Source organism: Acinetobacter entericus (assembly GCF_026168575.1).
GTDB classification, from domain to species: Bacteria; Pseudomonadota; Gammaproteobacteria; order Pseudomonadales; family Moraxellaceae; genus Acinetobacter; species Acinetobacter bouvetii.
This window is the reverse complement of the sequence record NZ_JAPEQW010000006.1, coordinates 16859-31487: the sequence shown is the minus strand read 5'-3', so window position 1 is coordinate 31487 and position 14629 is coordinate 16859. Positions and strand designations below refer to the sequence as shown.

Here is a 14629-nt window from a genome sequence, read left to right as displayed (position 1 = left end):
TGCGCGCTCAGGCTGGTCATTTAGGTCAATTTTGACAACCTTTTGCCATTGCAAGCATTTTTATGAACTGACCAGACTTAAGTCTAATGAATAAAATAACAGCAGGATGTTTAAGGTTTAATCAGAGTGATTTTTTTATAAAATCATTTATTAACAATGGATTATTATCTTCTGATTAAAATATAATTAGACTTTGATCTATCCATTTTTTAAATAAATACTGAAAATTAATGCAGGATATTGGATTAATTTTTTCAGTCAATCTAATCTAGGTTCATCAAACCGATGTGCTCTAAATCTGTACAAATCATTGAGGGTATGATTTTAGCCATCCGTTGCAGCAAGTCCTATTATTATATACAGGAAATATCATGACTACATACCAAACAGCGATTGATGCAATCCGCGAATTAAAAGCAAAATTCGGAAGCACTTGGGCAGACATCAGTCCTGAAGATGCTGCGCGTATGCAAATGCAAAACCGTTTCAAAACTGGTTTAGACATTGCTAAATACACAGCTGCGATTATGCGTCGTGATATGGCAGCTTATGATGCTGACTCTAGCCAATACACTCAATCTTTGGGCTGCTGGCACGGTTTCATCGCACAACAAAAAATGATTGCGAACAAAAAATACTTCGGTACTACTGACCGCCGTTATATCTACCTTTCTGGCTGGATGGTTGCTGCACTTCGTTCAGAATTCGGTCCGCTTCCTGACCAATCTATGCACGAAAAAACTTCAGTACCTGCATTGATCGAAGAAATCTACACTTTCCTTCGCCAAGCTGATGCGAAAGAATTAAACGACTTGTTCCGTGCGCTTAAAAAAGCAAACGAAGCTGGTGATACTGCTAAAGCAGCTGAAATCACTGCTCAAATCGACGGTTTCCAAACTCACGTTGTGCCAATTATTGCGGACATCGATGCTGGTTTCGGTAACGAAGAAGCGACTTACTTACTTGCTAAGAAAATGATCGAAGCTGGCGCTTGCGCACTTCAAATCGAAAACCAAGTATCTGACGCTAAACAATGCGGTCACCAAGCTGGTAAAGTAACTGTTCCTCACGAAGATTTCATCTCTAAAATCCATGCGCTTCGCTACGCATTCTTAGAAATGGGTCTTGACGAGGGTATCATCGTTGCGCGTACTGACTCTGAAGGCGCTGACTTGACTCAAAAAATCCCAGTGGTTAAAGAGCCAGGCGACATTGCTTCTCAATACATCAGCTACTTAGATACAACTGAAATTGACATTGCTGATGCTCAAGAAGACGAGATCCTAATCAAACGCAATGGTAAACTTCACCGTCCAAAACGTTTGGCTTCTGGCTTGTACCAATTCCGTCCAGACACGCAAATTGACCGTGTTGTACTTGACTGTGTTTCTAGCCTTCAAAACGGCGCTGACCTTCTTTGGATCGAAACTGCGACTCCAAACGTAGAAGAAATCGCTCACATGGTTAACCGTGTTAAAGAAACAGTTCCAAATGCGAAGCTTGTTTATAACAACTCTCCATCTTTCAACTGGACTTTAAACTTCCGTCAACAAGCTTACGACCGTTGGGTTGCTGAAGGTAAAGACGTTTCTGCTTACGACCGCGCTAAATTAATGAGCGCTGAGTACGACGCTACTGAATTGGCTGCTGATGCTGACGAAAAAGTACGTACATTCCAAGCAGATGCTTCTCGTGAAGCGGGCGTGTTCCATCACTTGATTACACTTCCGACTTACCACACAGCTGCTCTTTCTACTCACGAGCTTGCTCAAGGTTACTTCGGTGACCAAGGTATGCTTGCTTATGTAGCTGGCGTACAACGTAAAGAAATCCGCGGTACGATTTCTTGTGTTAAACACCAAGCAATGGCTGGCTCTGACATCGGTGATGATCACAAAGAAATCTTCTCTGGTGACAATGCACTTAAAGCGCATGACGATGCTAAAAACACAATGAACCAATTCTCTGCTCACTAAGCATTGAACTGATTCTAAAAACCCGGCGGAAGCCGGGTTTTTTTATTTGAATTGAAGTATTTTTCAACCGTACATAAAAAGCAGGCTGAGCGCCTGCTTTTTATAGCTTATTTATCAGGGCCAGAGGATAATCAGCCAAGTGAAAAATATAATGCTTAACGCTGTAAACTGTGCCGCGCTGCCCATATCTTTGGCATTTTTTGAAAGCGGGTGCTGTTCTAAAGAGACGCGGTCTACCACAGCCTCAATTGCAGAATTAAAGAGCTCAACAATAATGGCTAATAAGCCTGCAGCGATCAGTACGGCATGTTCAGCGCGGCTGATATTCAAGAAACAGCTGAGGGGAATGAGTATGGCATTAATGAGAATGATTTGACGGAATGCAGCTTCGTTCTGAAAGGCTGACTTAAAGCCTGACAGTGAATAGCCTGTGGCATGGGCAATCCGTTTAAGGCCGGTTTTGCCTTTGAAAGGTGAAATCTCAGTCATGTATTGGAAGCTATGTATCTTTTTATACTATGTTAATCGGTGAACCTGAAAGAAATCTGAAAATAAAATGGAATAAGATTAAAAGCGGGTGAAATTTTGCAAATACTCTGAATCGAAGAAATGAAAATGCAAAAAAATGACTTAAAAATGGAATGATTTTTAGGCAGAATTGCGCAACAAATTCTAATAATGAATAAAAAATAAAAACATACTGGTACGAGAATAATTTTATAAAGGTAAATAATGAAAAAAATTATATTTGCGATGCTGTTTGCAGTCTGGTCAGTGCTTTGCACTGCGCATACTCAAGGGGATGAGGCTGCTGCCGCGCATTCTGCTGATCAGGCATCACCGCTTAAATCGATCCAATTTGGCCCTTATAAAATTACCGCCTTGCATGATGGTGATACGGTGCTGAATGCAGCTGTATTTGATCAAAATTTTAGCCAACAGGAAGTACAGGCGATATTTCAGGGGCAAAGCGCTGATCCGGTAAAACCGGTGCAGACCAGCGTGAATGCTTTTTTAATTGAAGATGACTTGAGGAATTTAACGTTAATTGACAGCGGTGCAGGAAATTGTGAGGGAAATCATCGGGGGGCCGCTGTTCAGCAGATGGCAACAGCTGGCTATAAAACTTCTGATGTTGGCACCGTGCTGCTGACACATTTACATCCTGATCATGTGTGCGGGATAGAAAATCAAACCAAGGCCGTTTTTCCGTTTGCCACGGTCTATGTGAGTGAAAAAGAATTGTCATATTGGCTTTCTGAAAATACTCTAGCGCTTTTAACGGCGGATCAGCAGGCGCAATACAAATGGACTGCAGCCCAAATAAAAGCCGCCTTGGCGCCCTATAACCAGAAACGCAGTGTGCGGACATTTAAGGTGGGTGCGGTGATTAACGGCATTGAGGCCGTAGAAAGTGCAGGGCATACACCCGGGCATTTTTTATACCAGCTGCAGTATCAAGGGCGGCATCTGGTTTTTGTTGGAGATATTGCGCATTCTGCAAATTTACAATTTGAATATCCTGCGCTGTCTGTCAATTTTGACTTTGATCCTGTCCAGTCTGGCAAAAATCGGGAGCATTTTTTCAAAGATTATGCGGCTCAGGACAGCTTAATTGCCGCCGCACATTTGCCTTTTCCGGGCATTGGAAAAATCAAGCAAAATAAAGCTGGAAGCTTTGAATGGAGCCCAATAGGCACACCTGCAACACCTGCAACACCTGCAACACCTGCAACACCTGCAACATCTGCAACATCTGCAGAATAAAAAATATTCTGTTCAATAAAAAAAGACGCATCATGCGTCTTTTTTTATTGAACTTTGAGAGCGAAAGCAGTATTTACTGAGTATCCACTGCTGCAGCCTTAAAAATAGACCGGATCATAACAAAGGCAAAAGGAATAAAAATAAGCACCAGCACGGTCCCAAACAGCACACCGCCAAACACGCTTAAGCCGATTTCCTGACGGCTGACAGCACCTGCGCCTTGAGCGAAAATCAGCGGAATCACGCCTGCGCCAAAGGCTAAAGAAGTCATAAGAATAGGGCGGAAACGCAGGCTGGCCCCTTCAACCGCGGCCTCAACGGCCTTTTGGCCTCGCCGCTGCGCTGCATCAGCAAATTCAATAATAAGGATGGCATTCTTACAGGACAAGCCAATGGTGGTCAGCAGGGCAATCTGAAAATAAATATCATTTGGGAATCCGCCGATAAATGAAAATAAAATGCTTCCTCCGATGCCAAGCGGAATGGCGGCCATCACGGCAGCCGGAATGGACCAGCTTTCATATAAAGCCGCTAAGCAGAGAAAAATAAAGCCAATGGAGATCAGGTACAGCATGAATGCCTGGTTGCTGGTTTTCTGCTCTTCAAAAGATAAGCCGCTCCAGGCCAAATCTATATCTGACACTTTATTGACCAGCATATCAATTTGCTGCATTGCCTGGCCCGAACTCACGCCAGCCGCTTTCTCTGCTTCCATTTCGACTGCACTGTAGCCATTAAAGCGGTTGACAATTTCCGGCCCTCCAGACCAGCCTGTTGTCGAAAAGCTGGAAAATGGCACCATTTCATTATTGCTGTTTCTGACGCTCCAGTACTGCAAGTCTTCAGGCTTGGCGCGGTAAGGGGCGTCACTTTGCATCATGACCCTTTTGATGCGTCCGTGGTCAATAAAATCGTTAATATATTTTCCGCCTAAGGCCGCCGAAAGGGTGCTGTTGATATCTGCCAAGGCAAGGCCGGAAGCCATTGCGGCTTTCTGATCAATGTGCACTTCTAGTTTTGCTTTATCTGGCGCAGATTTTTTATCAAGATTTTCAAATGCATCAAAATTTTTGACTTCATTTTTCAGCTCATCAAATTTTTGATTGAGGAAATGCCGCCCTTGGCCATTAATATCGCGCACCCAAAAGGTTAAGCTGTCAGTATCGCCTAAGCCATTAACCACAGGCGGCAGTGAAATATTAATACGGGCGTTTGGGGCTTGGCTAAAATATTTGTTGGCGCGTTCGCGGATAGCATCTGCGCTGTTTGCCTGGCCTGAACGTTCATCCCACGGTTTCAGCTGGATAAAGCCCTGAGCTAAATGCTGTCCTGTCCCTGTGCGGTTGCGGCCATAACGCAGCATGACCAAATCAACATTGTCTTTTTCATGTTCCAGAAAATAGCTGCGGACCGCTTCACCGGTTTCAATGGTTTTTGACATTGGCGCATTGTCTTGCAGCGTCACTTGCAGGCTCAGTGAACCTTGATCTTCATTAGGTAAAAAACTGGTCGGCAGCGCGCGGTAAAATAAGGCAAAGACAATGATCAGTGCGCCTGCGATGACTAAGGCGGCTACACGGTTGTGAATAACCAGCTGCGATACCTGTGTGTATTTGCTTTTGGTTTGATGCAGCATGCGGTTAAAACTGACGGCCCAGCGGTAGGTCTGACCGGCCGGCTTTAAGATTAATGCGCACAGCGCGGGGGTCAGCACCAGCGCCACAGACAGTGAAATCGCCATGGCTGTGACTAAGGTAATCGAAAATTGGCGGTAAATTACACCTGTCGAGCCGCCAAAAAATGCCATGGGAATAAATACAGCCGTCAGCACCAGCGTAATGCCGACTAACGCGCCGCTGATTTCATGCATGGACTCAATAGACGCCTGCTTGGCTGTCATGCGCTGTTCATGCATCAGACGTTCGACATTTTCGACCACCACAATTGCATCATCAACCAGCAAGCCGATGGCGAGCACCAAAGCAAAAAGGGTCAGGGTATTGATGGTCATGCCCAGCACATACAGCACCGCCAGAGTGCCTAAAATCACGACAGGGACAGTAATGGCGGGAATAAGCGTTGCGCGCCAGTTCTGCAGAAATAAAAACATGACTGCAACCACCAGTAAAATTGCTTCAAACAGGGTCTTAACGACTTCTTTAATTGACTCTTGCACAAAGGGCGTATTGTCGCGCGGGTAAACCAGCTTATAGCCTGCTGGCAGTGTTTGAGCAATGTGATCTACGGTTTGATTGATCAGCTTGGAGCTTGCAATGGCATTGGCGCCAGAAGCCAGTGATATAGCCATGCCTGCAGAGGGGTAGCCATTGATGGAGCTGTAGGATTGATAATTCTCTGCGCCCAGTTCAACACGGGCCACATCTTTCAAGTAGACAAATCCGCCGTCTGCGCTGGCCTTTAAAATGATCGCATTAAATTGCTCAGCCGTTTTCAGGCGGGAGCCGGATGTGACTTTAGCATTTAAATATTGTTCATTCACTGCGGGCAGCTCGCCGACGCCGCCGGCAGCGACCTGTGTATTCTGTGCTTCTACAGCCTTTTGCACATCGCTTGGCATAAGCTTGTATTCACGCAATTTATTTGGATCGAGCCAAATGCGCATGGCAAATTGCGAACCGAAGACATCCACTTCACCTACGCCTTCGACCCGGGAAATTTCACTTTCTAAATGTGTCAGCAGATAATCAGACAGTTCGATATTGCTGCTTTTACGGCTTTCATCATACAGGCCAATAACCATATGGGTATCGCCGAGGGATTTAAAAACTTCGACACCTTGGCGCTGCACATCTTCAGGCAGGCGGCTGAGTGCGCTGTTGATTGAGTTTTGCACTTGAACTTGCGCAGTATCGGGGTCTGTGCCATTTTCAAAACTGATATTAATTCGGCTGCGGCCTGTGGAATCGCTGCTGGAGCTGAAATACAGCAGGTGATCCAGCCCTTTGATTTGTTCTTCTAAAATTTGTGTGACGCTTTCTTCTACCGTTTCGGCATCGGCGCCCGAATAGGTGGCACTGATGGCGATTCTGGGCGGCGCAATATCGGGATAGCGCTCTACAGGAAGGTTTTTTAAGGCAAATAGGCCGCCCGCCATCACAAATATTGCAAGTACAAATGCAAAAATTGGCCGCTGGATAAAATATTGAGAGAGCATAAGTTATTTTACTTTCCGTAGCGCCTGAAAAGTTCCGTATAAAGGTAATGAAAGCGAAGATGCCGGCATCAATTGCTGATTGATGCATCGAATCCATAGAGAAGCTCTTTGTTTATATACTATAAAAATGAAGAAAAAATGTATAAAAATGCTTAAATGATTGCAATGAATGGCTGTATTGGAATATGAAGGCGGATAAAGGCGGTATGTGCAGACTTGGATCTGCAAGGCCCGTGTACACGATGGATAAGTCAGGCGTTCTTAAAAATAAATGAATGCTGCAGACAGCATCGCAATAAAATGCTTTATTCAGCATAGCGCCATAAAGATGATGGAATGATGGGAAACTCGATGCCGGAAAAAAAATTAACACAGAAAGAGGTCATCCGCATAGAACGGGATTTAGCAAAGTTTGCCAATATGATGGATTCTGTCGTGCGGATTCCATTTACCAAGCAGGGCATTGGGGCGGATGCCGCGCTGAGTACCATTCCAATTGCTGGAGACGCTGCCGGATTTATTTTAACCTGCTATGCGATTTATAAAGCGAAGCAGATTGGCGTGCCGCAAGAGAAACTCAGCCCTGTGCTCAAAATAGCGATGATTGATGCTGTAGTCGGTTTTATACCTATTTTAGGAACAGTGTTTGATATCTTTATCCGTCCGAGCCGCAAGGCTCTGGATGTCGTGCATGAGCATATCCGCACTGAATATCAAATCAGCAGCGAATCGCATGTCATGCATCCTTTTTTGCATGAAAATTTAGAGAAAAAACAGCAACAATCCGCTTTTTGGCGCAATCCGGCAGTGGCTTGGATCTGGCTGCACTTGCCGGATTTGCTTGGCCTGCTGTTTATTGTGCTGCTCGGCTTTGCCATGTGGATGGGCGGTGTCTGGCTATGGCAATGGTTCCAATCAATGAATGCGGGATAGGCAAGTCAATGAATTTCGAAGGACAAATCACCGCAAATCTGCCTGCTGCTAATTTTGATCAAACGGCATTATTTTACCAAGGTTTGGGTTTTAAGCTGCAGTATCAATCTGCCGAATGGATGATTATGCGCTTGGGCAGCATGATGCTGGAGTTTTTTTATCATCCCGCGCTGGATCCGCAGACTTCTTGGCACAGTGCCTGCATCCGTGTACAGGATATTGAAAGCTATTATCGATATTGGTCTAGCTTTGATTGGCAGGCATATAATCATGCGCGAATTACTGATATTCAGCATTTTGCTGAAATCCGTCAATTTTGCATGATTGATCTCAACGGCAGCTTATTGCGCTGTATCCAGACTGCAGACTGAAGCGCCGCTTGCAAAAAAGCCTCCATAGGGAGGCTTTTTTTAAAGAAGATGATCGGGCTTAAGGGCAATCTAATTGCTGTAAAGCCGCGACACGCTGTTCAATTGTTGGGTGAGTCTGGAATAAAGCGGCTAAGCTAAAGCCTTGTTCCTTACCTTCCGCAATTGCAAACGCTTTCATTTCTTTAGGCATTTGATCCGGCATTTCAGATTCGGCCTGCAGGCGAAGCAATGCTGAAATCATCGCCTGTTTGCCTGCTAAGCGGGCGCCAGCTTCATCTGCGCGGTATTCACGGTAACGCGAGAACCACATAACGATTGCAGACGCTAAAATGCCAAAGACAATATCTAAAACAATGGTCGTAATGAAATAGGCGATGCCAGGAGCTTCACCCTCTTCGCGCCCAAATAGATTGCGGTCGATAAAATCGCCGACAATACGGGCAAAGAACATTACGAAAGCGTTGACGACACCTTGAATTAACGCCAAGGTCACCATGTCGCCGTTGGCCACATGGCCGATTTCATGCGCTAAGACCGCACGCAATTCATCTTTATTCATACGTTCCAGCAGGCCAGTGGAAACCGCGACGAGCGCGTCATTTTTATTCCAGCCAGTGGCGAAAGCATTCGATTGATACGATGGGAAAATACCGACTTCAGGCATATTAATGCCAGCGCGTTGAGAGAGTTGAGCAACTTCTTGTAATAACCATGCTTCAGCTTGGCTACGAGGAGCGTTCGGGTCAATAAGCTCAGTACCAGTTGTTTTCTTCGCCATCCATTTAGACATGAGCAGAGAAATTAAAGAGCCAACCATACCGAAGACAAAACAGATAACCAGCAGGTTACCGATGTTTAAGCCACCGGCGCCATGGTAACTGCCGACACCGAAGAGTGACAAGATAATGCCAGCTACAACCAGTACCGCGAGGTTGGTTAGCAAGAACAAACCAATCCGCATCATTGAGAAAATCCTCTTATAAAATAAAAATAATCTGATTTGCTAATCAAAATCAGTTAAAAGAATATGAGGTGAAACTCCTCATAATTCAAGGAAAAAAACGTAAATCCTGCAGAAAAATAAAAAAAGCTGAATTTTATTCTTTGAAGTAAATATGTGCTGAAGCAGATGCATTTGCTGTCGCGTATGATCCTGGCGCATCGGTATAATTGCCGTCTGCTGTGCGAATGATATGGCGCTGATATTTTGATTCCTTCAGTTCAGGTGCAGGCTGCTCATAGCCGCCAGAGCTGGCGACAATTTTGCCCTGTGAGGATGAAGAAGGAATATCGCTGACCAAGCCTGAGCCATTGGAATATAAGTTGCTGAAGCGGCTGCTGACCCGGCGGACATAATCTTGCGTTTCGCGGAAAGGCGGGACGCCGCCGTATTTTTGCACGTTGCCCTCACCGGCATTATAGCCGGCAAGCACTAATGAGGTGTTGCCGTTGAAGCGCTTGCTGAGCCAAGCCAAATAACGCGCGCCAGCCATAATGTTCTGATAAGGATCAAAGGCGTTTGAAACATTAAAACGCCTTGCCGTGGCTGGCATAAGCTGCATCAGGCCTTGCGCGCCGACAGGCGAGCGGGCATTCACATTAAAGCCGGATTCGGTATGCATGACTGCTTTAATTAAGCCTTCAGCAACGCCGTGCTGCTGTGCAGCCTGCTTGATAATGTGGTCAAAGGCATTTTTATTGCGGCTGTAGCTCGGCAAAACGGACGATTCGCTGGCGCCCCAATTGCTGTAGCTGTGAATATTGCTTTCAGGGTAATACGTCACTTTTACTTTGGTCAGTGAGCGGTCTGAATTTTTGCGGTTGGTCAGCAGTGTACTGCCGTTGTTGTCTTTGTAAATATAGATTTGACCGGCATGTGCCGTGGCTGCGCCTAAACAGATAGCCGCAGTGCCGCATACAGATAATATAAATAACCCAAAATTATTGTTCATTGTAGTAAGTAAGTAAACTTCTGTCCCCAACAGTTATTAAGAGTTTAGCAAAAAAAAGATGATTGAAAAGGCATGATCAATTTATTTCTCAGCGAGTTTGTAAAAATCAAGTCATTTTGCTGATTCAATAATCAAAAAAAAAATTAATTTTTTTTTAGCGGGCATAACTTGACAGTATTAAGCTGTTGTTATTTAATACATTTTAAATTGATCAAAAAATGATCAATTTAAATAAAAGCCTTAAACTCAGGGCAAGACACGCTGTCAAGCTGTTTTAAATCCACAAAGTTATCCACAGGATTTGTGGACAACTGTGGAAAAGTCCAAAAGGTAAGCATCTTGGCTAAAAAATGAACTTAACAGTTCAAATTATCATGCGTGCCATGACCTTAAGATGACATTGTTTTTACATTTTTCAGAAATTACATTCTTTAGGTGCGTGATGACTTCGAATCGGATAAAATTGCGCGGTATTTTTTTTAAGGTTTAACTCGTCTATGTTCTCGCCAGTTGAGTCCGAACAAGGATTTAATTTCAAACCAGAACTGCCAACCAGCTCTGCGTATTATCGTCTGCTGAAAAAGCTGCGCCGTCAGGTCGGACACGCCATTCGTGATTTTAAAATGATTGAAGATGGCGACAAAGTGATGGTGTGCATTTCAGGCGGGAAGGACAGCTACACTTTGCTGGACATCATGCTGCAGTTTAAACGCATAGCGCCAATCAATTTTGATGTGGTCGCGGTGAATTTAGACCAAAAGCAGCCGGGATTTCCTGAAGATGTTTTGCCGCGTTATTTAGAAGAAAATAACATTCCGTACTATATCTTAGAAAAAGATACCTACAGCATCACCAAGAAGCTTACGCCGGAAGGCAAAACGTATTGCGCTGTCTGCTCGCGTTTACGCCGCGGTTCGCTGTATGGCTTTGCGCAGGAAATTGGCGCAACTAAAGTGGCGCTTGGCCATCACCGTGATGATATTTTAGCAACGTTCTTCTTAAACTTGTTCCATGGAGGCAGTTTAAAAGCGATGCCGCCAAAGCTGCTGTCTTCAGATAAGAAGAATATTTTGATCCGTCCTTTGGCTTATGTGGAAGAGAAGGACATTATTAAATATGCAGAAATGCGCAAGTTCCCGATTATTCCCTGCAACTTGTGCGGTTCGCAAGAAAACCTGCAGCGCGCCATGCTGAATGATATGCTGCGTCAGTGGGATAAAGATTATCCAAAACGCCTGCACAGCATCTTTGGCGCTTTGCAGAATGTATCGCCATCCCAATTGGCTGACCGTGAGTTGTTTGACTTCGAAGCGTTGGACAGTGAGCGTGAATTTGACTTTAAGCAGAGCTGTTCAACTGAAGATGCTGCGGAAGGTGAAAGCAAGCGAATTAATATGGTCAATTTAGGTTTTGCTGCCGATTAAGCCTGTATTTGTATTCGAAAAAAGCATCTTTATTCTAAAGATGCTTTTTTTATGTTTTTGATTTTTATTGATTATATATGGTTTGGGTGAAAACTGAACGCTGCGTACAAAAAACTTTAGGCATAAGTTAAAATTACATGCTATAACAGGCAACAAGCAAAATAGCTTCAAAAGATGCGGCCTGGATAGGCTTCACACAATGCACAAATAAATTGAGGAAACATCATGCCTGCTTTTTTAACTGATGATTGGTTTTCAACTGTCGAAACTCTTACTGCGCAAGCTGGTAACCTAAACTTACCGCCTGCATTGGCAAATCTGGCAATTAACCTGGTCGTTGCAGACGCTTCTGGCAATACTGAATTATCTTTAGATGGCGGTGCAATTAAGAAAGGCCTTTCAGGCAATGCAAAAACAACGCTCAATATGGATGCGGAGACACTGCGCAAAGTATTCCTTGAGTTTGACATGGCTGCTGCGATGCAGGCTTTCATGACTGGCAAAATTAAAGTTCAAGGCGATATGTCGCAATTGATGGCTTTGCAAACAGCCAAGCCAAGCCAAGAACAAAAAGATTTATTTAAAAAAGTGCTTGAGCTTACGGCTTAATCTGCTTAAATAAAAAAAGCTTACCTGTCGGTAAGCTTTTTTTTGCACTGCATCTCAGCATTTATATATTCACCAGCTGAGGTGTCGTCTTAATGTGTTCTAGATAAGCGCGGATGCGGGTGACATATTGCACCGCCTGACGGTAACGGCCATTGCTGGCTTTATTGCTATCGAGATAGGCATATAAATTGACCCATTTATTAGGATCTTTGCCTTGGTTCTTGATGCGGTTTTGTAGCTGGTTTACAGCGCCCGGACCCATATTATAAGCCACTAAGGCATACCAATTGCGGTCAGGATACGGAATGTCCGAAAACTGATCGAGCATTGAGTCATAATATTTAGCGCCGCCCTGAATGCTTTGAGCAGGATCGGTACGGTTGCTGACACCCATGGCTTTGGCTGTGCTATTGGTGAGCATCATTAAGCCGCGGACTCCTGTAGGGGATACAGAGTTCGGCTTTAAATACGATTCCTGATAGCCAATCGCAGCCAATAGATGCCAGTCTAAATTGTATTGCTGCGCAGTACGCTGAAAGCTGGCTTTATAAATTGGCATGCGGCTGTTTAAATCGCGCTGAATGCTGTCCCAGGATTCTTCTTTAATCACATTCTGGTTGTAGAAATTCGCCAATTGCTGCAGCGTGCCGCTTTGTTTGGCGCGGCAAATAAAGCCGCTGGCTGTTTCGCTGAGCGGATCATTGGCCGCTTTGAATACCCAGTTTAAGTCAGTGTTCAGGCCATTTTTCTGCAAGGATGCATTTTCACCGCAGGACGCTGAAAATGAAGTTAAATTTTTGCCTTCAATAGTCTGAATGCTGGCAGTCGTCATGGCGAAGTTGGCTTTGCCTTGCTTGACCCATTTCAGAGCTGTAGCATTGTCGTCTACCGTTTTAAACTCAAGCTTTACGTTTAAGCTGTCTGCATAGTTGCGGACTAAATCATAGCCAAAACCGTGCAAATGTTCACTGTCATCAAAGACAGCAGTGGGATTGACCACAGATACAACAACCAATTTATTGGTGTTGACAACATTATCAAATTGATATGCTGTTTTGCTTGCATTAATACTATGGAATGGGAGAATCAAAGTACTAAAAGCAAGTGTTTTAATTGGGAGGGATTTTAAAGAGTTAAGGCAAAGCCTCGACCCAGAAGTTGAACTACTGTGCATGTTGTCTCCGCTACAGGTATTTATGCCCTAAAAAGCCAAGGCGAATAAGCCTGTAACTTTTACAAGTCAGCTAAATGCGATAAGGGTTGGGCAGTCATGACGTCATTCAAAATGACTAAGGATTGATTGGAAAATATACAGAAAAACTGTATTGATTAAAAAACACTCAAGATCAAAAGATGTGCGCATAATAAAGATGAAAAAAAGGCTTGTCAAATTTTGTACATGAATTAGTGAAGGTTTGTGGTTTAAGTTATTAATTTTATTAATGAATTAATTTTATATCTTTTTTTTGTATACAGAAAGAGGGTAATATAGTGATTTCCTGTAAGTGAAAAGTAACAGTCAAGCCAAAAAATATTATGAAATCTAACTTAATTACACGCGGTGGACATGACTTGCTGGTTGCTGAATTAAAGCATTTATGGCACGAAGAGCGTCCTGAAATTACAAAAAAAGTGAACTGGGCAGCAAGCCTTGGTGATCGTTCTGAAAATGCAGATTATATATACAATAAGCAAATTTTACGTAAAATTGACCGCCGTGTACGTTACTTAGGAAAACGGCTTGAAGAGCTGCATATTGTCGACTTTTCAGCAGAACAGGCAGGCAAAGTATATTTTGGCGCTTGGGTTGATATTGAAAATGAGGCAGGTGAACAAAAGACTTTAAGAATTGTCGGGGTAGATGAAATATATGATCACCACCCGCAGCATATTTCAATTGACTCACCCATGGCGCGCGCTTTGCTGTCTAAACAGGTGGATGACGAAGCAGAAGTGATGACACCTTCAGGTAAAAAAATATGGTTTATCAATGCAATCCGTTATGAGCCGCCTGAAAAGCCGGACTAATATATTTTTTGATTTTATTTTGAACAGTTAAACTAAAAAAGACCAAAAGCATTTGCCAAAGGTTAAAATTATTTATATGATGGCGTCCATGGAAGCGTGGCAGAGCGGTTTAATGCACCGGTCTTGAAAACCGACGAGGGTTTACCCCCTCCGTGAGTTCGAATCTCACCGCTTCCGCCAAATTTTGAATTAAGCCCTTGTATTTGCAAGGGCTTTTTTCTTGCCTGTAGCTTTACCCCTCAACCTACCCCACATAAAATTTTGGATGCGTTTAGCTTATGTAGGTGTGTTTAGAATATGATAGGAAGAGGGGAATAATTCGGTTGTAATATCCTGAAGCTTATATAACTATTTCAATAATTAAAAAAGCCTTCATTGCGAAGGCTTTTTTATT

Annotated in this window: 11 protein-coding genes, 1 tRNA gene and 1 pseudogene; 8 read left to right on the top strand and 5 right to left on the bottom strand. The window is 43.8% G+C overall.

What is annotated here, in order from left to right; translation table 11 throughout:
* The first annotated feature begins 371 nt into the window (after positions 1-371).
* The gene (locus OKC24_RS06390) at positions 372-1976 is read left to right on the top strand and encodes an isocitrate lyase (RefSeq protein WP_131277791.1); all 1605 of its coding nucleotides are present in this window, start codon (positions 372-374) and stop codon (positions 1974-1976) included.
* Between the two features lie 114 nt (positions 1977-2090).
* Here OKC24_RS06390 and OKC24_RS06385 read toward each other — a convergent pair whose 3' ends face one another.
* Positions 2091-2465, bottom strand: coding sequence for a diacylglycerol kinase (locus OKC24_RS06385; RefSeq protein WP_005011358.1), 375 nt, complete (start codon positions 2463-2465; stop codon positions 2091-2093).
* Positions 2466-2708: 243 nt separating this feature from the next.
* On the opposite strand from OKC24_RS06385, the gene OKC24_RS06380 reads away from it, so the two are divergent.
* The gene (locus tag OKC24_RS06380) at positions 2709-3743 is read left to right on the top strand and encodes an MBL fold metallo-hydrolase (RefSeq protein WP_265464887.1); all 1035 of its coding nucleotides are present in this window, start codon (positions 2709-2711) and stop codon (positions 3741-3743) included.
* 73 nt (positions 3744-3816) lie between these two features.
* Here OKC24_RS06380 and OKC24_RS06375 read toward each other — a convergent pair whose 3' ends face one another.
* Entirely contained in the window at positions 3817-6918 is a 3102-nt protein-coding gene (locus OKC24_RS06375; protein WP_265464886.1) for a multidrug efflux RND transporter permease subunit, read from the bottom strand.
* Positions 6919-7269: 351 nt separating this feature from the next.
* Between OKC24_RS06375 and OKC24_RS06370 the strand changes: the two genes are divergently transcribed.
* Both OKC24_RS06370 and OKC24_RS06365 read left to right on the top strand, forming a co-directional pair.
* Complete coding sequence (locus OKC24_RS06370) at positions 7270-7851, top strand: DUF4112 domain-containing protein (protein WP_171458878.1); 582 nt, start codon at positions 7270-7272, stop codon at positions 7849-7851.
* Positions 7852-7859: 8 nt separating this feature from the next.
* Complete coding sequence (locus OKC24_RS06365) at positions 7860-8222, top strand: DUF8817 family protein (protein WP_131277148.1); 363 nt, start codon at positions 7860-7862, stop codon at positions 8220-8222.
* A gap of 58 nt (positions 8223-8280) precedes the next feature.
* Here the strand turns inward: OKC24_RS06365 and htpX are convergent, their stop codons facing one another.
* The gene (gene htpX, locus OKC24_RS06360; protein ID WP_130148854.1) at positions 8281-9186 is read right to left on the bottom strand and encodes a protease HtpX; all 906 of its coding nucleotides are present in this window, start codon (positions 9184-9186) and stop codon (positions 8281-8283) included.
* 133 nt (positions 9187-9319) lie between these two features.
* Positions 9320-10099 (bottom strand): annotated as a pseudogene (locus OKC24_RS06355) (lytic transglycosylase domain-containing protein); the annotation flags it as partial.
* Positions 10100-10671: 572 nt separating this feature from the next.
* Between OKC24_RS06355 and ttcA the strand changes: the two are divergent.
* Complete coding sequence (gene ttcA / locus OKC24_RS06350; RefSeq protein WP_005011340.1) at positions 10672-11598, top strand: tRNA 2-thiocytidine(32) synthetase TtcA; 927 nt, start codon at positions 10672-10674, stop codon at positions 11596-11598.
* A gap of 225 nt (positions 11599-11823) precedes the next feature.
* Positions 11824-12207: an SCP2 sterol-binding domain-containing protein gene (locus OKC24_RS06345; protein ID WP_005011337.1), complete on the top strand. Its 384-nt coding sequence runs from the start codon at positions 11824-11826 to the stop codon at positions 12205-12207.
* A 61-nt stretch (positions 12208-12268) separates the two neighbouring features.
* On the opposite strand, the gene OKC24_RS06340 is transcribed toward OKC24_RS06345, so the two are convergent.
* A complete protein-coding gene (locus OKC24_RS06340; protein ID WP_130148858.1) occupies positions 12269-13381 on the bottom strand; it encodes an MltF family protein in 1113 nt (370 codons plus the stop codon).
* 362 nt (positions 13382-13743) lie between these two features.
* Here OKC24_RS06340 and greB point away from each other — a divergent pair, with 362 nt between their 5' ends.
* On the top strand, positions 13744-14235 hold the full coding sequence (gene greB, locus OKC24_RS06335; RefSeq protein ID WP_130148860.1) for a transcription elongation factor GreB: 492 nt from the start codon (positions 13744-13746) through the stop codon (positions 14233-14235).
* A gap of 90 nt (positions 14236-14325) precedes the next feature.
* Positions 14326-14415, top strand: a tRNA-Ser gene (locus OKC24_RS06330).
* Positions 14416-14629 lie beyond the last annotated feature (214 nt).